Origin of the sequence: Mycobacterium triplex (assembly GCF_000689255.1) — a bacterium.
In the GTDB taxonomy this organism is placed as follows: domain Bacteria; phylum Actinomycetota; class Actinomycetes; order Mycobacteriales; family Mycobacteriaceae; genus Mycobacterium; species Mycobacterium triplex.
In genome coordinates this window covers 2165712-2190571 of the sequence record NZ_HG964446.1, presented here as the reverse complement: position 1 = coordinate 2190571, position 24860 = coordinate 2165712, and the positions used below count along the sequence as shown (strand labels likewise).

At 68.9% G+C, this 24860-nt stretch carries 23 protein-coding genes and 1 pseudogene; 13 read left to right on the top strand and 11 right to left on the bottom strand.

Annotation, left to right across the window (positions count from 1 at the left end; genetic code table 11):
* Positions 1-3 precede the first annotated feature (3 nt).
* Positions 4-1032 (bottom strand): uroporphyrinogen decarboxylase/cobalamine-independent methonine synthase family protein, encoded by a 1029-nt coding sequence (locus tag BN973_RS10320; protein WP_036467905.1) that lies wholly within the window; start codon positions 1030-1032, stop codon positions 4-6.
* Between the two features lie 137 nt (positions 1033-1169).
* Here BN973_RS10320 and BN973_RS10315 point away from each other — a divergent pair, with 137 nt between their 5' ends.
* A complete protein-coding gene (locus BN973_RS10315) occupies positions 1170-1778 on the top strand; it encodes a sensor domain-containing protein (protein ID WP_036467903.1) in 609 nt (202 codons plus the stop codon).
* Between the two features lie 33 nt (positions 1779-1811).
* Here the strand turns inward: BN973_RS10315 and BN973_RS10310 are convergent, their stop codons facing one another.
* The 5 genes from BN973_RS10310 to BN973_RS10290 all read right to left on the bottom strand — a co-directional run bounded on the left by BN973_RS10310 (position 1812) and on the right by BN973_RS10290 (position 6144).
* A complete protein-coding gene (locus tag BN973_RS10310; protein WP_085200704.1) occupies positions 1812-2087 on the bottom strand; it encodes a DUF4190 domain-containing protein in 276 nt (91 codons plus the stop codon).
* A gap of 86 nt (positions 2088-2173) precedes the next feature.
* Positions 2174-3250, bottom strand: a complete 1077-nt coding sequence (gene mnmA / locus BN973_RS10305; protein ID WP_051641207.1) for a tRNA 2-thiouridine(34) synthase MnmA — start codon at positions 3248-3250, stop codon at positions 2174-2176.
* The gene (locus tag BN973_RS10300) at positions 3247-4425 is read right to left on the bottom strand and encodes a cysteine desulfurase family protein (RefSeq protein WP_036467897.1); all 1179 of its coding nucleotides are present in this window, start codon (positions 4423-4425) and stop codon (positions 3247-3249) included. The genes mnmA and BN973_RS10300 overlap by 4 nt, the downstream gene beginning before the upstream one ends.
* A 34-nt stretch (positions 4426-4459) precedes the next feature.
* Positions 4460-5290, bottom strand: a complete 831-nt coding sequence (locus BN973_RS10295; RefSeq protein ID WP_036467895.1) for a lysophospholipid acyltransferase family protein — start codon at positions 5288-5290, stop codon at positions 4460-4462.
* Positions 5287-6144 (bottom strand): GNAT family N-acetyltransferase, encoded by an 858-nt coding sequence (locus tag BN973_RS10290; RefSeq protein WP_036467893.1) that lies wholly within the window; start codon positions 6142-6144, stop codon positions 5287-5289. Before BN973_RS10290 ends, BN973_RS10295 begins: the two co-directional genes overlap by 4 nt.
* A gap of 270 nt (positions 6145-6414) precedes the next feature.
* Between BN973_RS10290 and BN973_RS10285 the strand changes: the two genes are divergently transcribed.
* From BN973_RS10285 to BN973_RS10275, 3 genes are all read left to right on the top strand, one after another.
* Positions 6415-7677: an aminotransferase class I/II-fold pyridoxal phosphate-dependent enzyme gene (locus BN973_RS10285; protein ID WP_232232061.1), complete on the top strand. Its 1263-nt coding sequence runs from the start codon at positions 6415-6417 to the stop codon at positions 7675-7677.
* A 68-nt stretch (positions 7678-7745) separates the two neighbouring features.
* Positions 7746-9407 (top strand): fatty acyl-AMP ligase, encoded by a 1662-nt coding sequence (locus BN973_RS10280; RefSeq protein ID WP_036467889.1) that lies wholly within the window; start codon positions 7746-7748, stop codon positions 9405-9407.
* Positions 9408-9427: 20 nt separating this feature from the next.
* On the top strand, positions 9428-9646 hold the full coding sequence (locus BN973_RS10275; RefSeq protein ID WP_232232060.1) for an acyl carrier protein: 219 nt from the start codon (positions 9428-9430) through the stop codon (positions 9644-9646).
* Between the two features lie 57 nt (positions 9647-9703).
* Here the strand turns inward: BN973_RS10275 and BN973_RS10270 are convergent, their stop codons facing one another.
* Positions 9704-10660 (bottom strand): electron transfer flavoprotein subunit alpha/FixB family protein, encoded by a 957-nt coding sequence (locus tag BN973_RS10270; protein ID WP_036467885.1) that lies wholly within the window; start codon positions 10658-10660, stop codon positions 9704-9706.
* A 28-nt stretch (positions 10661-10688) separates the two neighbouring features.
* Complete coding sequence (locus tag BN973_RS10265; RefSeq protein WP_036467883.1) at positions 10689-11480, bottom strand: electron transfer flavoprotein subunit beta/FixA family protein; 792 nt, start codon at positions 11478-11480, stop codon at positions 10689-10691.
* A gap of 228 nt (positions 11481-11708) precedes the next feature.
* Here BN973_RS10265 and BN973_RS10260 point away from each other — a divergent pair, with 228 nt between their 5' ends.
* From BN973_RS10260 to BN973_RS10250, 3 genes are read left to right on the top strand one after another with little or no spacing between them, the layout of a single operon-like run.
* Positions 11709-12494 carry a class I SAM-dependent methyltransferase gene (locus tag BN973_RS10260; RefSeq protein ID WP_036467881.1) on the top strand — a complete coding sequence of 262 codons (786 nt, stop codon included), beginning with the start codon at positions 11709-11711 and terminating at the stop codon, positions 12492-12494.
* Positions 12491-14065 (top strand): 1,4-alpha-glucan branching protein domain-containing protein, encoded by a 1575-nt coding sequence (locus tag BN973_RS10255; protein ID WP_036467879.1) that lies wholly within the window; start codon positions 12491-12493, stop codon positions 14063-14065. The genes BN973_RS10260 and BN973_RS10255 overlap by 4 nt, the downstream gene beginning before the upstream one ends.
* Positions 14062-15309 (top strand): glycosyltransferase family 4 protein, encoded by a 1248-nt coding sequence (locus tag BN973_RS10250; RefSeq protein ID WP_036467877.1) that lies wholly within the window; start codon positions 14062-14064, stop codon positions 15307-15309. Before BN973_RS10255 ends, BN973_RS10250 begins: the two co-directional genes overlap by 4 nt.
* 3 nt (positions 15310-15312) lie before the next feature.
* Here BN973_RS10250 and BN973_RS31625 read toward each other — a convergent pair.
* A pseudogene (locus tag BN973_RS31625) lies at positions 15313-15632 on the bottom strand (dehydrogenase); the annotation flags it as partial.
* Between the two features lie 40 nt (positions 15633-15672).
* Between BN973_RS31625 and BN973_RS10240 the strand changes: the two are divergent.
* The 5 genes from BN973_RS10240 (at position 15673) to BN973_RS10215 (ending at position 21896) form a co-directional block, all read left to right on the top strand.
* The gene (locus BN973_RS10240) at positions 15673-17025 is read left to right on the top strand and encodes a TIGR01777 family oxidoreductase (RefSeq protein WP_036467869.1); all 1353 of its coding nucleotides are present in this window, start codon (positions 15673-15675) and stop codon (positions 17023-17025) included.
* A gap of 268 nt (positions 17026-17293) precedes the next feature.
* Positions 17294-19402, top strand: a complete 2109-nt coding sequence (locus tag BN973_RS10230) for an MMPL family transporter (RefSeq protein ID WP_036467865.1) — start codon at positions 17294-17296, stop codon at positions 19400-19402.
* A complete protein-coding gene (locus BN973_RS10225) occupies positions 19399-19887 on the top strand; it encodes a TspO/MBR family protein (RefSeq protein WP_036467863.1) in 489 nt (162 codons plus the stop codon). Before BN973_RS10230 ends, BN973_RS10225 begins: the two co-directional genes overlap by 4 nt.
* Positions 19887-21218, top strand: a complete 1332-nt coding sequence (locus tag BN973_RS10220) for a cryptochrome/photolyase family protein (RefSeq protein WP_036467861.1) — start codon at positions 19887-19889, stop codon at positions 21216-21218. Before BN973_RS10225 ends, BN973_RS10220 begins: the two co-directional genes overlap by 1 nt.
* A 123-nt stretch (positions 21219-21341) precedes the next feature.
* Positions 21342-21896: an anti-apoptotic protein gene (locus BN973_RS10215; protein ID WP_036467859.1), complete on the top strand. Its 555-nt coding sequence runs from the start codon at positions 21342-21344 to the stop codon at positions 21894-21896.
* A 44-nt stretch (positions 21897-21940) separates the two neighbouring features.
* Here BN973_RS10215 and BN973_RS10210 read toward each other — a convergent pair whose 3' ends face one another.
* Positions 21941-22678 carry an acyltransferase gene (locus BN973_RS10210; protein ID WP_025738494.1) on the bottom strand — a complete coding sequence of 246 codons (738 nt, stop codon included), beginning with the start codon at positions 22676-22678 and terminating at the stop codon, positions 21941-21943.
* Positions 22679-22794: 116 nt separating this feature from the next.
* Between BN973_RS10210 and BN973_RS10205 the strand changes: the two genes are divergently transcribed.
* Entirely contained in the window at positions 22795-24117 is a 1323-nt protein-coding gene (locus BN973_RS10205; RefSeq protein WP_036467856.1) for an outer membrane protein assembly factor BamB family protein, read from the top strand.
* 5 nt (positions 24118-24122) lie between these two features.
* On the opposite strand, the gene BN973_RS10200 is transcribed toward BN973_RS10205, so the two are convergent.
* Complete coding sequence (locus tag BN973_RS10200) at positions 24123-24806, bottom strand: esterase (protein WP_036467854.1); 684 nt, start codon at positions 24804-24806, stop codon at positions 24123-24125.
* Positions 24807-24860 lie beyond the last annotated feature (54 nt).

The following is a 24860-nucleotide window of genomic DNA, read 5'->3' as shown; positions in this document are numbered from 1 at the left end:
CGCCTATTGGATGGCGTCGGGGTCCGCGGCGAACGCCTCGGCGGCCTTGCGGGCCAGTTCGATCGCGGTGCGGGCCCACTGCGGCGTCGCGGTGGCCAGGCCGCAGGCCGGGGTGACGCCGATGCGCTCGCGCAGCGCCGAGCGACCGAATCCGAGCCGATCTGTCACCGCGACGACGGCGGCGGCCACCTCTTCGGCCGACGGCCGGCGCTCGGGGGCAGTCGGGGCAACCACGCCCAACAGCACGGCACGACCCGATTCGACGAACGCCGCCATCCCGTCCAGGTCGGCGGCCCTCAGCGTTGCAGCGTCAATCGAGATCGCACCAATTGTGCTGCGCGTCAACAGGTCCCACGGCAATCCGGGAGCGCAGCTGTGCAGCAGCACCTCGGCGCCGACCGTCGCGGCGCAGGTGTCGAGCAGCGAGCCGGCTACCGACTCGTCGAGCGCGGCAACCGGACTCAGCGCGGTGACCCCGCTCAGGTGCCCACCCAACGCGGCGGGCAACGACGGCTCGTCGAATTGCACGACCACCGGGGTGTCCAGCCGGCGCGACAGGGCCGCGCGATGGACGGCAACGCCTTCGGCCAGCGAAGCCGTCAGGTCGCGCACCGCGCCGGGGTCGGTGATCGCCCGGTGGCCGTTGGACAGCTCGAGCCCGGCGGCCAGCGTGATCGGCCCGGGAGCCTGGACCTTGACCACCCGTCCGGCGCCGCGCAGGCCGGCCGTCTCCCAGGCTTCCTCGAAGGCGTCCATGTCCTCGTCGAGGAGGCTGACCGCCCGGCGCGTCACCGCGCCCGGCCGGACGGCGATGCGGTAGCCACGCGGCACGGTGTCGATCGCCACGTCGATCAGCAGCGCCCCGGCCCGCCCCAGCAGGTCGGCCCCCACTCCCCTGGCGGGCAGCTCCACCAGGTGAGCCAGCGCGGCCGCCAACTCGCCGACGACGACTTCCGCCGACGGTCGTGCCGCGGTGCCGGGCCACGAACCCACGCCGGTGGCCTTCACGGAGATATCGGCGAAAACACTCACCGGGCAACCGTATTCGACGTCGCATCGCAGCCGGATGACCAGGGGTGTGTTGCGACCGGCCGACGCGGCTAGGCTTGCAGGTTTAGAGGGGTGCGAAAACGGTGTGGCGCAGGGCAAGATTCGCGTGGCCGCTACTGATGTGTGGCGTGGCGGTCCTGACTGCGGCGTGCATCCGGGTGGTGGATGGCACCGCATTGCCGGGGTTCACCGGCGGCGCCAGGGGTATCAACGGCGTCAATGTCGACACGATCCTGCTGGACCAGTCGCGGATGCGCGCGATCACCGGCGCCGGCGAGCATCTGTCGATCATTCCCTCGATGGATGGCAGCGCGCCGGTCGACATCGACACGCTCGCCGACACCACGCCGCGGCCCTGCCGATTCCTGTTCGCCGAGACCGCGACGTTCGGCCCCGATATCGAAGAGTTCCACAAGACCACGTTTCAGGATCCGCCGGACGGCGCCCTGATCTCCGAGGGCGCCGCGGCCTATCGCGACGCCGCGACCGCGCAGCATGCCTTCACCGCCCTGGTCTCGACGGTCACCGACTGCGCCGGCGGCGCGGGCGGCCAGCAGTTCGTCGGCGACTGGAAGGCCGATGCCACCTCGCTGCATCTGGGGCCCGGCGGCTGCGGCCGCGACTACCGGGTGTTGTCGGTGGCCTTGGTGGAAGTCACCTTCTGCGGGTTCCCGCAGTCGGTGTCCGACATCGTGATGACCAACATCGTCGCCAACTTCCCGCGGTAGGTTTCACCGAACCGCTTGTGCGGCAACGGTTTGTCACCAGTGCGCGGTGGTCTCCAATTCGATGTTGGGGTGGCCGCATTGGATCCACATCGCGACGTGCAGGGCGGTGACGGCTGCCGAGACCGCCAGTGCGGTGATCGCCAGCGCAAACCCTTGCTGCGAACGATGTTTGATCTGCCACAACCCGGCGACGGCGAGAACGCTGCTCAAGATCGGGCTGGCGTACATGCCCATGATGCTGAGTACGAAAGCTGCAATCGCAAGGCCGTTGGTCTGCACCGCCTGCGTTGTGATCTGGTTCTCGTTCATCGTCACGCGTCCTTCCCCGCCCGGGGGTCAATCGGTTACGAGACGAATGCTCTCCGCAAGGTCTTAAAGGATTCTTGGAACGCGAATCAGCGCGACGTGCCGGCGATGGTGGCGCTGCCGAGCACCTCGTCGCCGGCGGCATCCGGCCGGTACAGCACGACCGTCTGGCCGCGTGCCACCCCGCGCAGCGGGACGCGCAACCGCACGCGGAGCTCGTCGCCGGTCAATTCGGCCACCGCACTCGCGGTTTCACCGTGGGCGCGCACCTGAACCTCGCACTCGATCGGGCCCCGCGGGGCGGCTCCGGCGGTGAAGACAGGATCCCGTCCCGTCAGCGCATGCACCTCGAGATCGGCGGCGCTGCCCACGTGCACCGTCGCGGTGTCGGCATCGATGGCCGTCACGTAGCGCGGCAGGCCGTCCGGCCCGGGACCGGCGATGCCCAAACCCTTGCGCTGCCCGATCGTGAAACCGTGCACCCCGTCGTGATTGGCCAGCACCGCGCCGTCGGAACCCACGACGTTGCCCGGGCGAACGGCGATGCGCTCCCCCAGAAAAGCGCGGGTGTCCCCCGACGGGATGAAGCAGATGTCGTGGCTGTCCGGTTTGTCCGCGACGGCCAGGCCGCGCCGAGCCGCCTCCGCGCGGATCTGCGGCTTGGGGGTGTCGCCGATCGGAAAAGCGGCGTGGCGCAACTGCTCCGCGGTCAGCACGGCCAGCACGTAGGACTGGTCCTTGTCATGGTCGACGGCCCGGCGCAGCCGGCCTTCCGACAGCCGGGCGTAGTGGCCGGTGACAACGGTGTCGAAACCCAGTGCCACCGCGCGCGCGGAAAGTGCGGCGAACTTGATCCGCTGATTGCAGCGCACGCACGGGTTGGGCGTCTCGCCGCGCGCGTAGGACGACACGAAATCGTCGATCACGTCTTCGGCGAACTTCTCCGCAAAATCCCAGACATAGAACGGGATTCCGAGCACATCGGCCACCCGGCGCGCGTCCGAGGCGTCTTCTTTCGAGCAGCACCCCCGCGAACCGGTGCGCAGCGTGCCGGGCGCCGACGACAGCGCCAGGTGCACGCCGACCACGTCGTGTCCGGCATCGACCATCCGAGCGGCGGCGACCGACGAATCGACGCCACCGCTCATAGCGGCAAGAACCTTCACCCGGAAGCTCCCGCAGCGGCCAGAGCCGCTCGCCTGGCCCGTTCCACCGCGGCGGGCAGCACCCGCAGCACCTCGTCGACGTCGGCGTCAACACTGGTGTGCCCCAACGACAGTCGCAGCGACCCGCGAGCGGTGGCGGCATCGGCGCCCATTGCGATCAGCACATGCGAGGCCTGTGGGACCCCGGCGGTGCACGCCGAGCCGGTCGAGCATTCGATTCCGTTGGCATCCAGCAGCATCAACAGTGCGTCGCCTTCGCAGCCACGAAAGGTGAAGTGGGCGTTGCCCGGAAGCCGCGACCGAAACGACCCGTTGACGCCGACGTCGTCGATCTCGGCCAGCACGCCCTCGACCAGGCGATCGCGCAACGCGCGCAGCCGTGCGCTGTTGGCCTCCAGCCCGTCCACGGCTATCCGCATCGCGGCCGCCATCCCGACGGCACCGGCGACATCCGGAGTGCCGGAACGGATGTCGCGTTCCTGCCCGCCGCCGTGCAGCAGCGGCGTACAGGCCACGTCGCGGCGCAGCAGCAGGGCGCCGACCGCCTGCGGGCCGCCGAACTTGTGCGCCGCCACGCTCATCGCCGACAGCCCGCTGGCGGTGAAGTCGACGGGCAGCTGGCCGACCGCCTGCACGGCATCGCTGTGCATCGGGACACCGAATTCGGCGGCCACGGCGGCGAGTTCGGGGATGGGCATGACGGTGCCGACCTCGTTGTTGGCCCACATCACCGAGACCAGAGCGACGTCATCGTGGCTGCGCAGCACCTCGCGCAGCGCGGCGGCCGACACCGATCCGTCGCCGGCGGTGGGCAACCAACTCACCTGGGCACCCTCGTGCTCGACGAGCCAGTCGACCGAATCCAGCACGGCGTGATGTTCCACCTGGCTGGTAACGATGCGCACCAGGCGCGGATCGGCGTCGCGGCGGGCGCGGTAGATGCCCTTGACGGCCAGGTTGTCACTCTCGGTGCCGCCGGCGGTGAAAATCACCTCCGACGGGCGTGCGCCCAGCTTGTCGGCGATCAGCTCGCGGGATTCCTCGATGCGGCGCCGCGCCGTGCGGCCGCTGGTATGCAGCGACGAGGCGTTGCCGACGGTGCCGAACACGGCCGTCATCGCCTCGACGGCGGCGGGGTGCATCGGGGTGGTGGCGGCGTGATCGAGGTAGACCATGACGCGCCCCAGGATACCGGGCCGGCCAGGATCCCTAAGCGGCCAGCTCGTGGCGTCGATCTGGGCGCCGCGTCACGCCGACGCCCACCGCCGACTGGCAGCGGTGGGCCAGGGCGCGGCGATCGGTGCCCGGCAGCTGCAGGGACTCCACGTGAACGTGCGCCAGGGTGCGGCGCTGGGTGATCAGCCGGCACATCGCCGCCAGCAAGGTGTCGTCCCCGACGAAGGCCGGAGCGGTCGAAAGCAGGCCGTCGACGTGGTGGTAGGTCAGCCGCAGTGGCTGGACCGGACGACCCGCGTCGATCGCGGCCTGGAACATCGCCGGGTAGAACGAGCCGCAGGCCACCCCGCACCACGTGGTGCCCTCGGGAAAGGCCACCACGGTCTGGCCCGCGCGCAGCCGGTCCGCGACGGTGTCCACCACGGCGGGCAATTGCCGCAGGCTGGACCGTTCGATCGGAATGATCTTCAGCAGACGCGCCGCGAGCTCGCCGAACATGTCGGCACGGGCGACGTACCAGCCCGGCAGCACCGCACCGATGGCGAAGACGTCCAGCCAGGACATGTGCGGGCTGACCACCAGGACGCCGCGCAGGTTGCGGATCGGAGCACCCGACACACTGATCCGGATCCCGAAAACCCGCAGCAGCGCCTGGCAGTAGAACCGCCGGATCCGCAGCTGTCCCGGCCCCGGCACCAGCGCCAACGGCGCCCCCAGCAGCAATAGCAGCGCCAACATGATGCGAAGGGTTACCCGCAGCACCACCAGCCACCGCGGCGACGCGGGGGGCACGAGCACGCAGGTGCTGTCGCACGTCGCGCGCGGCAGCCAGGCGTGGTCGGTGGTGACTGCGGGAGCGTTCATCGCTCGCCGCCCGCCATCTCGCTGCTCATTTGGGCAGCCGCCGATACCGACCGCAGCCTGCGCAGATACCGGGTATCGGCCTGGCCTTTGTCCAGCAGCACGCAGAAGTCGCCGACACCGAAGTCCGGGTCCAGGGCGGGCTCGCCGCAGGATTTGGCGCCCAGCCGCAGGTAGCCGCGCATCAGCGCCGGAACCGAGGGCCGCGCCGGCGGCGCGATCTCGTCGAGCGTCTTGCCGTCCACGACCACCGGGCGGTGCGGGTACACCCGATACTCCGGCGGCGCGGCGTGGCGGCTGCGGACGAAGTCGCGCACGCCCCGCAGCTGGCTGCCCGGCGCCTCGCCGTCCGAACCGCCGATCGGCACCGACACGCACCCGATCACGTAGTCGTAGCCATAGCGGTCCAGATAGGCCAGGATCCCCGCCCACATCAACAACACGACACCCCCGTTGCGGTGCCCGTCGCGGACCACGGCGCGGCCCATCTCCACCAGCGACGGCCGCAGCGGGTCGAGCGCGCCAAGGTCGAATTCCGTCGCCGTATAGAGGCCTCCGGCCGCGATCGCGCCCGCGGGCGCCAGCATCCGGTAGCAGCCCACCAGCTCGCCGGTGTCGTCGTCACGCACCAGCAGGTGATCACAGAACTCGTCGAAGCGGTCCACGTCCCGCGCCCCCGCACCCGACTCCGGCAACGCGAAACCGGGCGTGCTGGTGAATACGTCGTACCGGAGCCGCTGCGCCGCCTCGACCAAACCGGGGTCGGTGGACAGCAACAGCGAGTAACGCGGCCCAGCCGAGCTGGTCGCGGCTCCGTCCGGCTTATCACTCGGTATCAGGACAGAAGCAATGCTCATGGGAAACAACGTGGCGCAATCGAGGAGCTAATCGGCATCGACGCTATGACGTGTTGGTGCACGCAAGATGACGAAATGTGTTGCCCCGGTGAAGTGTGGCGAACATAACTCCGCCGCCGACCCATCCGTAGTGCTGCCGACATAGTCGGCCGCTAAGTTGTTTCGGTCCGCGTATTCGTAAGAGCGGCAACGCAATAAACACCCGCACGTTAATCGCTATTAACGTGCGCGCCAATTTAAAGCGAATGGGATGCCGGAGTCTCGGCCGCCATGTTTGATGTAGGCGTGCTGCAGACCTCGAAGCTGAATATCCAAGCGCGGGCGCAACAAGACAGCCGACTTGCCAGCCTGCGTTACTATGCCGCCTGCAATCGACTGCCGTTCTTCAGAAGCGTCGAATCCGCTCCCGGACCGACGTCCGTCATCGAAGGAAAGACCCGAATCATGTTCGGGTCGAACAATTCTCTGGGCTTGTGCGGTGATCGCCGATTGGTCGAGGCGGCCAACCGGGCGACCGAGCTGTATGGGCCGGCCTGTGGCGGTGCGCCGCCGCACTGCGGCACGCTGCGGGTCAAGGTCGAGCTCGAAGAGTTGTTGGCGGACTGGTACGGCACCGAGGCGGCGCTGGTTTTCAACAGTGGTTATCTGGCCAATGTAGGTGCCATCACTGCCCTATTGGGTGCCGCCGATCTCGCGTTCCCCGACAGCGAAGCCCACACGTCGTTGCACGACGGCATCCGGCTGTCGGGCGCCAGTTCGCGGTACTTCGCCCACAACGACACCAATTCGCTGGAGCGCAACCTGATCCGCACGGCCGAACGCGGCGGCACCAAGTTGATCGTCATCGACGGTCTCTATTCGATGCAGGGCGACGTCGCGCCGGTGGAAAGCATTGTCGCGCTGGCCAACAAATACAACGTCGCCCTCTACGTCGACGAGGCGCACAGTCTCGGCGTCTTCGGGGCCAACCGAACCGGGATCGCCGAAGAATTCGGCTGCGCCAAGGACGCCGACGTATTGATGGGCAGCATGTCGAAGGCGATCGCCTCCACCGGTGGCTTCATCGCCGGTTCGCGCGACCTGATCGATGTGCTCCGATTGCGTTCCAGCCAGCACATGTTCACCGCTACCGGGGCACCGGCCGCGATGGCGGCCAGCATCGCCGGGATCGAGATCATTCGCAGTCTCGAGGGATCCCAGCGCGCCGAAGCCGTCCTGGCCAACGCCCGCGCCTTGCGCGACGGCCTGGTGTCACACGGTCTGCAGGTGCGAGCGGGAATCGTGCGTGCCGACGGCTCACACGTAGTGGCCCCGCATGTTTCGGTGTGGATCGGCCCGGAAGCGCAGGCGATCGCGGCATGGAACGACGCATTCGACAACGGCGTCTTCTGCTCACTGGCGGTGGCGCCCGCGGTCGGCCCCGGCGACGCCCTGATGCGCTGCTGCGTTTCGGCCGCCCATTCGCCGGCGCAGATCGAGCGCGCCGTCGACGTCATCGCCTCGGCGGTGCTCAGCGCCAAAAGCGATGAATAGCGAATCGCGAATGTTATTGGCGCCCGGTCATTTACAAATTGATTCTCTAGTTAGGACAGCGCACGCCCATGAGTAGGTTTACCGATCGCATCGCAAAGGTGGCCGCGGATTCCACCTTGGGCCTTCGCTTTGGCACCGCCGGCAATCTGCATTTCGCGAGTTGGCACGACATTCATCAGACGGCCGGCAAAGTCGCGGGCCGACTGGCCGCCGAAGGAGTCACGCGCGCCGGCAGGGTGGGCGTGCTGGCCGCCAACGCCGAAGACGTCGCTCCCGTCGCCCAGGGCATCTGGCGGCTGGGCGCGGCGATGACGATGCTGCAGCAACCCACGTCGCAAGCCGACCTCAGCGAATGGCACCAGGGCACGCTGCGGGCGCTGGGGTTGCTCGGCGCGCGGTGCGTCGTGGTGGGACGGCCGTTCGAGGCCGTCGCCGACGCGCTGCGGGCCGCCGGGTACCCCGTCGTCGAGGTGCCGCAGACGTGGACCGGCGCCGATGCGGTCGAGGAGCCGACCGACGAGGACGACGTCGCCATCTACCAGCTCACCTCGGGATCGACCGGAGATCCCAAGGCGGTGGCGATCACGCACCGCAACCTGTACGCCGACATCGTCGCGATGGTGGCCGAGGTGCGGCTGGACCCGGGCGTCGACGTCACGATGAGCTGGCTTCCGCTCTCGCACGACATGGGGCTGATCGCCTACCTGCTGGCGCCGATGTTCGCCGGCAACGCGGCGGTCTACATCCCGCCCACCGAGTTCGTGCGCTCGCCGCTGGCCTGGCTGCAGATCCTCACCGAGCAACGGGCCACGGTCACCGCGGCCCCCAACTTCGCGTACTCGATCGTCAGCCGCCGGCTCAGGGCCGTCAGCGACGGCGCCTACGATCTGAGCGCGCTGCGCTGCGTGGTCTCGGGCGCCGAGCCCATCGATCCGCTCACGATGTATGAGTTCGCCCAGCAGGCCGCACGTTTCGGGTTGCGGGTATCGGCGATCGGCGCAGCATACGGTCTCGCCGAGGCGACGGTGGCGGTGTCCTTCTCCCCCGTGGATCGACCGCTCGCGGTGGAGAACGTGTGCGGCGACGAACTGGAAAACCAGGGCCGCGCGGTCACCGGGTGCGTGTGCGGGGCGCCCAAGAAGGAATTCGTCCTGCTGGGGCGGCCGATGGCCGGGATCGAGGTCCGGATCGCCGACAACGACCGGGGCACCCGGCCGGCGCGGCATATGGGTGAGGTCGCCATCCGCGGCGACGCGGTGACGCGGCACTACCTCACTGCGGACGGCGAGGTGGCTGCCGTCGACGCCTACGGCTGGTTCTACACCGGCGACCTCGGCTACCTCACCGACGACGGACAGATCGTGGTGTGCGGGCGGCGCAAGAACGTCATCATCGTCGCCGGCCGCAACATCTTCCCGTCCGACATCGAACGACTGGCCGCCTCGGTCGACGGCATCAGGCGCGGCGGGGTCGTCGCGTTCGGGGTCACGCTTGCCGATCAGCGCGAGGAGATCCGGATCGTGGCCGAGACCGTCCAGGCAGATCCGGGCGACGCAGCGCAAGAGATTCGTCGTCAGATCAGCCGAAAAGTGCGCAGTGCAACGGGATTGAGCCCAACGGTGATGCTGGTCGGCAAGGGCAAGGTTCCGAAGACACCGTCGGGCAAGATCCGCCACGTCGCAGCCAAAGAACTGTTCGGAGAGGTCTTTAGAGAGGTCGGTGCACTGTGAATAGCGTCAATGATTCCGTCGTGTCGATCGTCACCCGGCTGGCGCCGGACCGGATGGCGCCGGTCACCACCGACTCGCATCTCGTCGACGACCTGGGCTACGACTCGCCGCGCAAGATGGAACTCGTCGCCACGCTGGAAAGCCACCTCAAGATGCGGCTGCAGGACCCCGAGACGCCGATCGACACCGTGCGCGAGGTCGTCGACTGGGTCAACGCCAACATCGCCGTAAACGATTAGCCGACAGACGAAAAAGCCCCAGCGCCAGGCGCGGGGGCTTTCTCGTCAAGCCGAAGATCAGCCCTTGCGGGCCTTGATCGCGTCGGTCAGCTGAGGAGCAACCTTGAACAGGTCGCCCACCACACCGTAGTCGGCGATCTCGAAGATAGGTGCCTCTTCGTCCTTGTTGACCGCGACGATGGTCTTCGAGGTCTGCATGCCCGCCCGGTGCTGGATCGCGCCCGAGATGCCCAGCGCGATGTAGAGCTGGGGCGAAACCGTCTTACCGGTCTGGCCGACCTGGAACTGGCCCGGGTAGTAGCCGGAGTCGACGGCGGCACGCGATGCACCGACGGCCGCACCCAACGAATCCGCCAGCGCCTCAACCACATTGAAGTTCTCCGCGCTGCCCACACCGCGGCCACCGGAGACCACGATGGTGGCCTCGGTGAGCTCCGGGCGGTCGCCGGCGACCGCAGGCTCGCGGGCGGTGACCTTGGTGGCGTTCTCCGCGGGAGCGGGCACCTCGACGGTGACCTGCTCACCCGCACCGGCCGACGGCTCGGCGTCGATCGCACCGGCGCGCACGGTGATCACCGGGGTGTCGCCGTTGGCCTGCGCCTCGACGGTGAACGCGCCACCGAAGATGGAGTGGACGGCCTTGTTGCCTTCCTTGACGTCGACCACGTCGACCAGCAGGCCCGAGCCGAGCCGGGCCGCGAGCCGGCCGGCGATCTCTTTGCCGTCGGCGTTGGCGGCCAGCAAAACCGCTGCCGGAGAAGCGGATTCGACCAGCGAGGCCAGCACGTCGACGACCGGGGTGATCAGGTACTTGTCGACATCGTCGGACTCGGCGACGTAGATCTTGGCGGCGCCGGCTTCCTTCAGCCCGTCGGCCAGCGGCGCGGCCGTGCCCGGTGCGCCGACGACGACAGCGGACGGCTCGCCCAAAGCGCGGGCGGCAGTGATCAATTCGGCGGTGACTTTCTTCACCGCGCCTTCGGCGTGCTCGACGAGCACCAATACTTCAGCCATGGGTTATCTCGCTCTTCTCGTCAGTGGGTTAGATGATCTTCTGGCCGACCAGGTACTTGGCGATGTCGTTGCCGCCTTCACCTTCGTCGGTGACCTTCTCACCCGCGGTCTTCGGCGGCTTCGGAGTCGACGACAGCACGGTCGATCCGGCGTTGGCCAGCCCGACCTCGTCGCCCTCGACGCCGATCTCGGCCAGGGTCAGCACCGTGACCTCTTTCTTCTTCGCGGCCATGATCCCCTTGAAGGACGGGAAGCGCGGCTCGTTGATCTTCTCGGTGACGCTGACCACCGCGGGCAGCGTGGCCTCGAGCGTGAACACGCCGTCGTCGGTCTCGCGCTCGCCGGTGACCTTGTCCCCCTCGAGCGACAGCTTGCGCAGGTGGGTCAGCTGCGGCAGGCCCAGGTACTCGGCGATGATGGCCGGGACCGCGCCGCCGGTGCCGTCGGTGGCCTCGTTACCCGCGATGACCAGCTCGGTGCCCTCGATGGTGCCCAGCGCACGTGCCAGCGCCCATGCGGTCTGAACCACGTCCGAGCCGTGCAGACCTTCGTCCTTGACGTGGACGGCCTTGTCGGCCCCCATCGACAGGGCCTTGCGGATGGCCTCGGTGGCGCGCTCGGGGCCGGCGGTCAGCACGGTCACGGTGCCCTCGCCGCCTTCCCGCTCGCGAATCTGCAGGGCCTCTTCGACGGCGCGCTCGTTGATCTCGTCCAGCACAGCGTCGGCGGCCTCGCGGTCCAGCGTGTAATCGCCGTCAGTCAGCTTGCGCTCCGACCAGGTGTCCGGGACCTGCTTGATCAGGACCACGATGTTCGTCATGAGTGTGGTTCGTCCTCCTTGAAGGAGTCTCGCAGCAGTCAGCTACGAGACTTTCAGTACGCGTTTTGCAGCGCACGGTCGTGTTACTACTCGGTAACTTTGTGCAGCCTGCCTTCACACCATAGCGGGTCGTACTGCAGGTTCTTGCAGGCCTGTCTCCCCTCGTGAGCGGGGGCTACCCGCTGAGCGGTTCGCGAATCCGACACTTCGCGTTAGCCTCCCTATGCAATGAGCGCATTTGTCCCCGAAGTTCCCCACGGCGCCCCACCGGTGTTGACGCTGACGGGCGAGCGCACGATCCCTGACCTGGACATCGAGAACTACTGGTTCCGCCGCCATCAAGTGGTGTACCAGCGACTGGCAAACCACTGTGTGGGCCGTGACGTGCTCGAGGCCGGATGTGGCGAAGGTTACGGTGCCGATTTGATCGCCGAGACCGCTCGGCGGGTCGTCGCGGTGGACTACGACGAGGCGGCGGTGGCCCATGTCCGCGCCCGCTACCCCCGGGTGGAAGTCATGCAGGCCAACCTGGCCGAGCTGCCGCTGCCCGACGCGTCGATGGACGTCGTGGTGAACTTCCAGGTCATCGAGCACCTGTGGGACCAGACCCAATTCGCCAAAGAATGCGCCCGGGTGCTGCGGCCGTCCGGGCTACTGATGATGTCGACGCCCAACCGCATCACCTTCTCCCCGGGCCGCGACACCCCGATCAACCCGTTTCACACCCGGGAATTAAACGCCGACGAGCTGACCGAGCTGCTGGTCGACGCCGGGTTCACCCGGGTCGCGGTCAGCGGGCTGTTTCACGGCGCGCGGCTGCGCGAGATGGATTCGCGGCACGGCGGTTCGATCATCGACGCGCAGATCGAGCGCGCGGTCACCGATGCACCGTGGCCGCCGCAGCTGGCCGCCGACGTCGCCGCGGTCACCATCGACGACTTCGACCTGATCGCGGCCGATGATTGCGACATCGACGACAGCCTGGATCTGATCGCGATCGCGGTGCGGCCGTGAGCGATTCCGCGACACCGGTGCCCGGCATGTTCACGCTGGTGCTGCATACCCACCTGCCCTGGCTGGCCCACCATGGCCGCTGGCCGGTCGGCGAGGAATGGCTCTACCAGAGCTGGGCCGCCGCGTATCTGCCGCTGCTGCGGGTGCTGCGCGCCCTGGCCGACGAGGATCGTCACCGGCTAATCACCCTGGGCATCACCCCGGTGGTCAACGCCCAGCTCGACGACCCGTACTGCCTCGACGGCATGCACCACTGGCTGGCCAACTGGCGGCTGCGAGCCGCCGAAGCCGCCAGCGTGCGATCGATTCCCAAGTCGAAGTCGGCCGGCTACCAATCCTGCACACCAGACGCGTTGCGGGAGTTCGGGATCCGCGAATGCGCGGAGGCAGACCGTGCGCTCGACGACTTCGCCAAGCTGTGGCAACACGGCGGCAGCCCACTGCTGCGCAGCCTGATCGACGCGGGGGCCGTGGAGTTGCTCGGCGGCCCGCTGGCCCACCCGTTCCAGCCGCTGCTGGCCCCGCGGCTGCGCGAATTCGCGCTGCGCGAAGGCCTGGCCGACGCGCAGTTGCGGCTGGCGCACACCCCCGGCGGCATCTGGGCGCCCGAATGCGCTTATGCCCCGGGCCTAGAAACCGAGTACACGGCCGCCGGGGTCACCCACTTCATGGTCGACGGCCCGTCGCTGCACGGCGACACCGCGCTGGGCCGGCCCGTGGGCGACACCGGCGTCGTCGCCTTCGGGCGCGACCTGCAGGTCAGCTACCGGGTGTGGTCGCCGAAATCCGGCTACCCCGGGCACGCCGCCTACCGCGACTTCCACACCTACGACCACCTCACCGGGCTCAAGCCGGCCCGGGTCACCGGCCGCAACGTGTCCTCCGATGCCAAAGCGCCCTATGATCCCGAACGCGCCGACCGCGCCGTCGACGTCCATGTCGCCGACTTCGTCGAAGTCGTGCGCAACCGGCTGCACAGCGAGTCAGAGCGCATCGGGCGGCCCGCGCACGTCGTCGCCGCCTTCGACACCGAACTGTTCGGCCACTGGTGGTACGAGGGCCCGACCTGGCTGGCGCGGGTGCTGCGGGCGCTGCCGGCCGCCGGGGTGCGGGTCGGCACCCTGAGCGACGCGCTGTCCGGCGGATTCGTCGGCGCGCCGGTCGCGCTGCCGCCGAGCTCGTGGGGCTCCGGCAAGGACTGGCAGGTGTGGGCCGGCGAGAAGGTCGCCGACCTGGTCCAGCTCAACACCGAGGTCGTCGACACCGCGCTGAGCACCGTCGACAAGGCCCTGTCGCAGAACTCCGACGGGCCCACCCCCCGCGACCGCGTGGCCGACCAGATCCTGCGCGAGACCCTGCTGACCGTGTCCAGCGACTGGCCGTTCATGGTCAGCAAGGACTCGGCGGCCGATTACGCGCGCTACCGCGCGCACCTGCACGCGCACGCCACCCGCGAGATCGCGGGAGCGCTGGCCTCGGGCCACCGCGATACCGCGCAGCGGCTGGCCGACGGGTGGGGCCGCGCCGACGGTCTGTTCGGCGCCCTGGATGCCCGGAGGCTGCCCCGATGAGAATCCTGATGGTGTCGTGGGAGTATCCGCCGGTCGTGATCGGCGGGCTGGGCCGCCACGTGCATCATCTGTCGATCGCGCTGGCCGCCGCCGGGCACGACGTAGTGGTGTTGTCACGCCGCCCGACGGGCACCGACCCCAGCACCCACCCCTCGTCCGACGAGATCCGCGAGGGCGTGCGGGTAATCGCGGCCGCCCAGGATCCGCACGAATTCACTTTCGGCACAGACATGATGGCCTGGACGCTGGCGATGGGTCACGCCATGATCCGCGCCGGGCTCACTCTGAAGAAACCGGGCTCTTCCCGGCCGTGGCGTCCCGACGTGGTGCACGCCCACGATTGGCTGGTCGCCCACCCCGCGATTGCTCTTGCCCAATTCTATGACGTGCCAATGGTTTCCACGATCCACGCGACCGAGGCCGGTCGGCATTCGGGCTGGGTCTCCGGAGCGATCAGCCGCCAGGTGCACGCGGTCGAATCGTGGCTGGTGCGTGAATCCGATTCGCTGATCACCTGTTCGGCGTCGATGAGCGACGAGATCACCGAGCTCTTCGGTCCCGGCCTGGCCGAAACCACGGTGATCCGCAACGGAATCGACGCGGCGCGTTGGCCGTTCGCGCCGCGGCGGCGGCCCCGCACCGGGCCGGCCGAACTCCTCTACGTGGGGCGCCTCGAGTACGAGAAAGGCGTGCAGGACCTGATCGCCGCGCTGCCGCGGGTCAGGCGCACCAACCCCGGCACCACGTTGACCATCGCCGGCGACGGAACCCAGCAGGACCGGCTCGTCGAGCAGGCCCGTAAACACCGGGTGCTCAAGGCAACTCGCTTCGTCGGCCACCTGCACCACGACGAACTGTTGGCGGCGCTGCATCGCGCCGACGCCGCGGTTTTCCCCAGCCACTACGAGCCGTTCGGGCTCGTCGCGCTGGAGGCCGCCGCGGCCGGTACCCCGCTGGTGACCTCCAACATCGGCGGCCTGGGCGAAGCGGTGATCAACGGGCAGACCGGGGTGTCGTGCCCGCCGCGCGACGTGGCGGCGCTGGCCGCGGCGGTGCGCACCGTGCTCGACGATCCCGAGGCCGCGCAGCGGCGCGCCCGCGCCGCCCGCGAACGGCTCACCTCTGACTTCGATTGGCAGACGGTGGCAGGCCAGACCGCTCAGGTGTATGTGGCGGCCAAGCGCGGCGAGCGTCAGCAACTGCCCCGGTTGCCGATCACCGAGCACGCGCTGCCCGACCGCTGAGCCTCACGCGTTGTCGATCCCGACCGAATAGGCGCAGTAGCGCCAGAGGCGTTCGCGCTCCCGTTAGCGGTGCCTTGTCCGGTGTCGGCTCCCTGTTCGGGCGTGCGCAGCAGCGGACCGGTGAGCGCCCGGAAAGCCGGGAGCGACGTCGCCACCCCGGGAGTGTCGGACCACCGGGGGTGCATGGCGTAGACGCGGACGTCGTCGTCGGCCCAGTGCCGGGCCAGGATCGGGGTCAGCGCCACCTGCATGCGCTTGGTCCGGGCATACGCGGTGACGCCGCGGTAGGGCACGTCGAAGTATTCGGGGTCGTCGGCCGGCAGCGAGGCATGCTCTCGCCGGCATTGGGTAACCCTGGACACCATGGGACTGCAATATTCGAGCGTCGTCGACGCGCCGCGCGAAGACGTGTTCGCGTGGTACGCACGCCCGGGTGCCTTCGAGCGGCTCTGTCCGCCGTGGTCGCCGATGCGGCTGGTCACCGAGGCGTCCTCACTCAAGGACGGGCGGGCCGAGCTGGCCCTGCCGGCTGGGCTGCGCTGGGTGGCCGAGCACCAGGCCGACGGCTACGACCCGCCGCGGCGCTTCGTCGACACCATCGGCGGCGACGGGCCGGCCTCGCTGCCGGCCCGGGTCGCCGTGCGGTGGCGGCACATCCACGAATTCGACGACCTCGGTGACGACCGGACCGAGGTGATCGACCGCGTCGAGACGCCGGTGCCCGGCGCCGTGTTGCGCCCGATGTTCGTCTACCGCCACCGCCAGCTGGCCGACGACCTGGCCGCCCACCGGGTGGCGGCCCGGCATGGTCTGGGCCCGTTGACCGTGGCGGTCACCGGGTCGTCCGGACTGGTCGGTTCGGCGCTGTCGGCGTTCTTGCGTACCGGCGGACATCAGGTCATCCCACTCGTGCGCCACAGCCCGCACGGCAACGAACGCCGGTGGAATCCCGACGATCCGGACCCGGAGCTGTTGACCGGGGTCGACGCGGTCATTCATCTGGCCGGCGCCTCGATTGCCGGCCGATTCACCGACGATCATCGGAATACGGTGCGCGACAGCAGGATTGGGCCAACACGTCGACTGGCCGAACTGCTTGCCCGCACCGCGGCCGGCCCGCCGGTGCTGATCTGCGCGTCGGCCATCGGCTACTACGGATACGACCGCGGCGACGAGATGCTCACCGAGGCAAGCGAGCGCGGCGACGGATTTCTGGCCGACGTCGTCGCCGACTGGGAGGACGCAACCGCGCCGGCCACCCAGGCCGGGGCGCGGGTGGTGCGGGTGCGCACCGGCATCGTGCAATCGCCCCGCGGCGGCACGCTGAAGCTGATGCGTCCACTGTTCCGCGCGGGGCTGGGCGGCCGGCTCGGCACTGGCCGACAGTGGTTGTCCTGGATCGGGATTGACGACCTGATCGACGTGTATCACCGCGCCCTCTGGGACACCACGCTGTCGGGTCCGGTGAATGCCGTTGCCCCGCAACCGGTTCACAACACCGAGTACACCCGCACTCTGGCCCGCGTGCTGCGTCGGCCGGCATTGCTGCCCGTTCCGTCGCTGGGACCGCGAATATTGCTGGGCGAGCAGGGCGCCCGCGAACTGGCGTGTGCCAGTCAGCGCGTCGCCCCGCAGCGGCTGGCCGACGCGGGCCACCGGTTCCGCCAACCCGACCTGGATGGGGCCCTGCGTCACCTGCTCGGACGCTCCCGGTAGCGCTGGGTCGCGATGCGGCCCGAACACCGATCAAACACTCCGGATGCCGGGCGCTCACCCAGCGGCGCCCGAATCATGGCTGGGGAGCACCCAATTCGCCCCGAAAGCGTCGCATCCCGGCGAAGACCCGATGAGCGGCCGCGAGATCCTCGTCGGGCAGGTGCTGCATCGCCTCGCGCGTGTGCGCGCCCAGTGGGGTGAAGAACGGCCGGGCGGTGTCGAGGCCGGGCTCGGTTTAATCGGCTGAGATGGTGGAAACGCTGGTGTCGTGGTGTGGGAGAGTCTGGCCGCCGCCGTGACCGGCCGGCGTTCGTGGCGACTCGGCTTGGCCGCCGTCCTGCTGGGTATCGGCTTCATCGTGGTGATCGGCGCGAACGCCTCGGCCGGTCAGGCGCCGCTGTCGGTGCCTTCCGACTCCGACTCCGCCAGGGTCGACGCCCTGGCCCGCCAATTCCCCGGGGGCGATCGGGTTCCGCTGCTGCTGGTGGTCAGCCGCGCCGACGGGGCGCCGCTGGACAGCGCCGACGTGGCCGCGGCCCGGGCGGCCCGCGACCGCATGCAGGGCGTCGTCGCGCCGTTCGGCGCGGCCGACCCGCAGCCACCGATCGTCGCGGCGGACGGCAAGGCGGCCATCGGCGTGGTGCCCATCCGCGCCGACCTGTCCGGCGTGGTGCTGGGCGAGGGAGTCGCCGCGCTGCGCAGCGCCGCCCACACCGGCCTGCCCGCGGATCTGCGGACACACGTCACCGGCGGCCCGGCATTCGCCGCCGATATCGCCGACGCGTTCGCCGACGCCAACATCACCCTGCTGGCGGTGACGGCCTGCGTGGTGGCACTGCTGTTGATCGCCACCTACCGCTCACCGGTGCTGTGGCTGGCACCGCTGCTGGTGATCGGCCTCGCCGACCGGGTCGCGGCGGCAGTGGGCACCGCGGTGGCGTCGCTGACCGGGCTGAGCTTCGACGGCGCCACCTCCGGGATCACCAGCGTGCTGGTGTTCGGCGCGGGCACCAATTACGCGCTGCTGCTGATTTCCCGCTACCGGCAAGAACTTCGCAGCCACACCGACCACCGCGACGCGCTGCGCCTGGCGGTGCGCAGGGCCGGACCGGCCATCGTCGCCAGCAATGCCACCGTGGTGCTGGCGCTGCTCACCCTGCTGTTCGCGTCGACGCCGAGCACCCGCAGCCTGGGAGCGCTGGCGGCCTGCGCGCTGGTGGTCGCCGCGCTGTCCGTCCTGGTGGTGCTGGCACCGCTGCTCGCGTGGTGCGGCCGACGACTGTTCTGGCCGCTGGTTCCCCGGCCCGACGGTGCGGCCACCCCCGACACCGGGGCCTGGCACCGGGTCGCACAACGGGTGGCCCGTCGTCCCGCCGTCGTCGCCGCGATCTCGATCGCGGTGCTGGCCGCACTGGCCGGCGGATTGCTGGGGACCCGAATCGGCCTGTCGCAGATCGAACAGTTCCGGGTGCAAGCAGATTCGGTGTCCGGCTACGCCACGGTGGCCGCGCACTTTCCCGCCGGCACGGCCAACCCGACGCTCGTCGTGGCGCCCACCGCCGCGGCCTCGCAGGTACGGGCGGCGATCGCCGCTACGCCCGGTGTGGTCTCGGTGGCCGATGCGGGCCGGTCACCCTCCGGCCTGATGCGATGGTCGGTAGTGACCGATGCCCGGCCGTCGTCGCCACGCGCATTCGCCACCATTGCCGCACTTCGCAATTCGGCGAAATCCGTCGCCCCGGCCGCGCTGGTCGGCGGACCCGACGCCCAGGCGCTCGACGTTCGCGATGCCGCAGTGCGCGATCGGCTGATGCTGATCCCGGCGATCCTCGCGGTGATTCTCGTCGTCCTGTTCGTGCTGCTGCGCTCGGCCCTCGCGCCGCCCAACCTGCTCTCGGCGACGATTCTCGGCGCGCTGGCGGCGCTGGGTCTCGGCGGCTGGACGAGCTTGCACGTCTTCGGGTTTCCGGCGCTGGACAACAGCACCCCGCTGTTCGCGTTCCTGTTCCTGGCGGCCCTCGGCGTGGACTACACCATCTTCCTGGTTACCCGCGCCCGCGAAGAGGCGGCGCGGCACGGAGCACGCGACGGCATGATCCGTGCGGTGTCGGCCACCGGCGGCGTGATCACCAGCGCGGGAATCGTTTTGGCGGCGGTCTTCGGTGTGCTCGGGGTGTTGCCGCTGATCGTGCTCAGCCAGCTCGGCATCATCGTCGGCCTGGGAATCCTGCTCGACACCTTCGTGGTGCGCACGCTCGTCATTCCCGCGCTGTTCGCCCTGATCGGCGATCACATCTGGTGGCCCGCTCACCCGGACGGCACCAAAACCGTTGAACAGCAGGATAACCCGATGGAGCAGGAACGGAGCAAGCTGTGAAGCTCTCGACGCTGGCCGCGACGACGCTCGCCGTCGCCGTGGCCGCAGGCACCGGAACCATCGCCGGCCCACGACGCGTGCCCGGCTGGTACGCGGGGCTGCGCAAACCCGCCTACCAGCCGCCCGGCGCCGCCTTCCCCGTCGTCTGGACCGCCCTGTACGCCGATATCGCGGTCACCTCCGCGGTGACGGTGGACAGGCTGCGCGCCGCCGGACAGCACGACAAGGCACGCGGTTATACCGCGGCGCTCACCGTCAACCTGTTGCTCAACGCCGGATGGAGTTGGCTGTTCTTCCGTTTTCACAAACTCGGCGCCGCCGTGGCCGGTGCGGCCGCGCTCACGCTCAGCAGTGCCGACCTTGCCCGCCGGGCCGCCGCGACCGATGCACGCGCGGGCGCTGCGCTCGCGCCCTACCCGCTGTGGTGCGCCTTCGCCACCGTGTTGTCCACCCACGTCTGGCGACTCAACGGTGGCGTCCGATAATGTCTGCGCTCTTGTGGTTTCGCCGCGATCTGCGATTGCGCGATCATCCCGCGCTGCTCGCCGCGGCCGAGAACCAGGACGTGCTCGCCTGCTTCGTCGTCGACCCACGGCTGGAGAAGTCGTCGGGCCGGCGCCGCCTGCAGTTTCTGGGTGACACGCTGCGGCAACTGCGCGACGACCTGGATGGCCGGCTGCTGGTGACCCGCGGGCCCGCCGAAGAGCAGATTCCCCGCATCGCCGACAAGATCGACGCGACGGCGGTGCACGTCTCGGCGGATTTCACGCCGTACGGAAAACGCCGCGACGAAAAGGTCCGCGCGGCACTGGGTTCGGTGCCCCTGGTGGCGACGGGCTCGCCGTATCTGGTTTCTCCGGGCCGGGTCACCAAGGACGACGGCGAACCTTACCGGGTGTTCACGCCGTTTCTGCGGAAGTGGCGCGAAGTCGGCTGGCGCAAGCCCGCGCAATCGAGTGCCGCTTCCGCACGCTGGCTGGATCCGGCCCACGTGATCGGGCAGTGCAAGATCCCCGATCCCGGCGTCGAGCTCGACTTGGCTGCCGGTGAGGCGGCGGCACTTTCGCAATGGGAGCGGTTCGCCGGTGACGGGCTGGACCGCTACGCCCAGCACCGCGACCGGCCCGATCTGCCCGGTACCAGCCGGATGTCCGCGCATCTGAAATTCGGCACCATTCACCCGCGAACCATGCTCGCGTCGATGAACCTGCGCACGACAGGAGCGCGAACATACCTGCGGGAGTTGGCGTTTCGTGACTTCTACGCCGCGGTGCTGCATCACTGGCCGGCCAGCGTCTGGCGCAACTGGAACGGCGCCTTCGACAGCATCGAGACCGACACGGGTGCGGACGCCAAACGTCGTTTCGAGGCCTGGAAGGCGGGCGAAACCGGGTTTCCGATCGTCGACGCCGGCATGCGTCAACTCCGCGAGACCGGCTTCATGCACAACCGGGTACGGATGATCGTCGCGTCGTTTCTGGTCAAGGACCTTCATCTGCCGTGGCAGTGGGGCGCCGAGTGGTTCCTGGATCAACTGGTCGACGGCGACGTGGCCAACAACCAGCACGGCTGGCAGTGGTGCGCGGGGTGCGGCACCGACGCCGCGCCGTACTTCCGGGTGTTCAACCCGACCACCCAGGGCGTAAAGTTCGACCCCGCAGGCGATTACATCCGGCGCTGGCTCCCCGAGCTGAGCGGCGCCGACGACGTCCATTTACGCAAAGGCGAACGGCCACAAAGATATCCGGCGCCGATCGTCGACCACGGTGCCGAACGGGCCGAAGCGCTGCGCCGCTATCAGGGCATCGGTTCCTAGCCCGCGCCCGCGGGCCTAGAGCACACCGGAGCAACCTTTTTGGGAATTCAGCCACCGGCAGCTGCGTGGCATGTAATTATCAGCCGATTCACAGTCGTCAAGTCGAAGCGCCAGGGAGGCGATATGGCCGGCTCGATCGTTCGAACGTTGCTGATTTCGGGTGCTGCCGCGGGGCTGATGGCCGGCGCCGGCGCGTGTTCGTGCTCGATCGGATCTTCGTCGTCGCACGCGGTGGGCAAGAACGACGTCGCCAGCCAGATCAGCACGAAGATGACCGGCGCCAACGGCACCAAGCCCGATTCCGTGACGTGTCCGTCCGATTTGCCCGCGAAGGTCGGGGCACAGATCAACTGCACCATGAAGGTCAAGGACGAGACCTTCACCGTCAACGTCACCGTAACCAGTGTCGACGGCAGCAACGTCAAGTTCGACATGGTGAAGATCGTCGACAAGGGCCGTATCGCGACCGTCATCAGCGACAAGTTGTACGAACAGAGCGGCGACAGGCCGGCCTCGGTGACCTGTCCCGACGATTTGAAGGTCTTCAAGGGCTCGACGCTGCGCTGCGTCGCGGCGGGACAGGTCAACAAGTACGGGGTCAATGTGACCGTCACCGACACCGACGGTGACAACTACCACATCGACATCAAGGTAGACGACGAGCCGCTACCGTCGTAAACATTCAATAGCCAACGGCCGCAAAGCAACCCACGACGCCGAGGTCAGTGGGCCGCCTTCTTGCGTTCGATATCGGCCAGCGCCGCGGCCAGTTCGGCCCGCTGGGCGGCCGAGCTCTCCCAGGACAGCTGGCGGTTCTTGACCACCTTGGCCGGTGCGCCGACGGCGATCGAATAGTCGGGAACGACGCCGCGAACCACCGCGTGCGAACCGAGCACGCAGCCCCGCCCGATCGCCGTGCCACGCAACACCGTCACCTTGACCCCGACCCAGGTGTCCGGTCCGATCCGCACCGGGGACTTGATGATGCCCTGATCCTTGATCGGCAGGTTGATGTCGTCCATCCGGTGGTCGAAATCGCAGACGTAGCACCAGTCGGCCATCAGCACCGAGTCGCCGAGCTCGATGTCGAGGTAGCAGTTGATCACGTTGTCGCGGCCCAGCACGACCTTGTCGCCGAACCGCAGCGAGCCCTCGTGCGCGCGGATCGTGTTCTTGTCGCCGATGTGCACCCAGCGGCCGATCTCCAGCTGCGCCAGCTCGGGTGTGGCGTGAATCTCGACGCCCTTGCCGATGAACACCATTCCGCGAGTGATGATGTGCGGATTGGCGAGCTTGAACTTCAGCAGCCGCCAATAGCGCACCAGGTACCACGGTGTGTAGGCCCGGTTCTTGAGCACCCACTTCAGCGAGGCCAGCGTCAAGAACTTGGCCTGACGTGGGTCTCGCAGCCGCTGTCCCCGCCAGCGGCGATGGACCGGGGCACCCCACATGCTCGTCACAGCCGGAAAGCCTAACGCGGTCAATCGTGAGTACACCAACCGCCACGGGTTACCCTCACCTGTACTCAATCGCTGCTCGTACCGAACGTCACGCGAAAGGATTTGGGAAACCGAAGGTGCTTGCCCGACAACCCGTCAGTGGGCTTCGGCGTTGCTCATCCCTAGTGCTGGCGGCTGTGCTCGCGGTTGGGCTCGGCGGGTGCGGCAACACCGACTCGTGGGTGCAAGCCGCGCCGGCGCCGGGCTGGTCGGCACAGTACGGCGACGCGGCCAACAGCAGCTACACCGGCACCGGCGGAGCCGACAAGCTGTCCCTGCAATGGACGCGTTCGGTCAAGGGCAGCCTGGGGGCCGGGCCCGCGCTGGGTTCGAGCAGTTACCTCGCCCTCAACGCGCAGACCCCGGCCGGATGTTCGCTGGTGGAGTGGGAGAACAACGACAACGGCCGGCAACGCTGGTGCGTGCGGCTGTTCCAGGGCGGCGGCTTCGCCGGTCCCCTGTTCGACGGCTTCGACAATCTCTACGTCGGCCAACCCGGAGCGTTCCTGTCCTTCCCGGTGACGCAGTGGACGCGGTGGCGCCAGCCGGTGATCGGAATGCCCTCAACCCCAAGGTTTCTCGCGGACGGCCAACTGCTGGTCACCACGCACCTGGGACAGGTGCTGGTGTTCGACGCGCACCGCGGCATGGTCGTCGGCAGTCCGCTGGACCTGGTCGACGGGATCGACCCGACGGACGCGACGCGCGGGCTGGCCGATTGCGCTGCGGCGCGGCCGGGCTGCCCGGTCGCGGCCGCGCCGGCCTTCTCGCCGGCCAGCGGGATGGCGGTGCTCGGTGTCTGGCAGCCCGGCGCCCCGGCTGCCGGACTGGTCGGACTCAAATACCACCGCGGCCAGACTCCCCTGCTGACCCGGGAGTGGACCTCCGACGCCGTGGGCGCCGGTGCGATCGCCAGCCCGGTGCTGTCGGCCAACGGATCGACCGTCTACGTCAACGGCCGCGACCAACGCCTATGGGCGCTGTCCGCCAGCGACGGGAGACCGAAGTGGTCGGCGCCGCTGGGGTTCCTGGCCCAGACGCCGCCCGCGGTCACCCCGCAGGGCCTGATCGTGTCCGGCGGCGGACCCGACACCAAGCTGGTGGCCTTCAAGGACGCCGGCGATCACGGCGATCAGGTCTGGCGGCGCGATGACGTCACCCCGCTGTCGTCGTCGGGCCTGGCCGGGTCCGGCGTCGGCTACGCGGTGGTGAGCGGGCCGCGCCCCGACGACGCGCCGACCATGTCGCTGCTCGTGTTCGACCCGGGCAACGGCCACACGATCAACAGCTATCCGCTGCCCGCGGCCACCGGATACCCCGTCGGAATCGCGATCGGCACCGACCGCCGGGTGGTCGCCGCCACCAGCGACGGTCAGGTCTACGGCTTCGCACCGGCCTGAGCCCGTCAGAGGGCCAGCGGCGGGATCGCGCTGCGCGGCACCTGGGCCTGGCAGGGGCCGGCGAACGCGGGCAGCATCTCGCCGGGCGCGAAGTAGAAAATCAGCTGGTCGTCGGTGATGGCGAAGTTCTGGTAGTGCGATGGGTCGCGGCCCGACGACGGCAAGATGGCCGCACCGAGCGCGTTCTGCCGTTCCAGGTCGCGCTGGACCAGCGGGAAGATCGCCTCCAGCGCCGGTGTATTGGGTGCGAACAGGTTGTCAAAAGTGATGGGCTGCTTGGTCCCCAGGTTGTAGTTGAACGCCTTGTACCAGGTGGACGTGTGCGATCCGCCGACGTCCTGGAAGAACTTGAGCACCACGCTGCGGGTGTTGTGCGGCGGCTGACCGGCGAAGTGCTGCTCGGCGGTCGCTTCCATCTGGTAGGGCTGGTCGCGCGGCCCGGAGGTCTGCGCGACGGTGAGGAACCCGTCGCGGTTCTGCGTGATGTAGTCCATCAGCGGCTGCTGGTCGGGGTAGTCGGCCGGAAACGTCATGTTCAGCGTGTAGGTCGCGCCGGTCGCGCGGATATGGCACATCTGCCCGGCCTCGACGGTGCCGCCGACGCCGGCACACGATGGCGGGTCGGCGACTGCGGGCCAGCCCAGCAGAACCGTGGTGACCAGCACCGCGGCCGCGATCAGATAGCGCATAACTCGAATTGTCCTCGTCGACGTCCAAAGGCGAGGTCCCCCGGAAAGTGACCG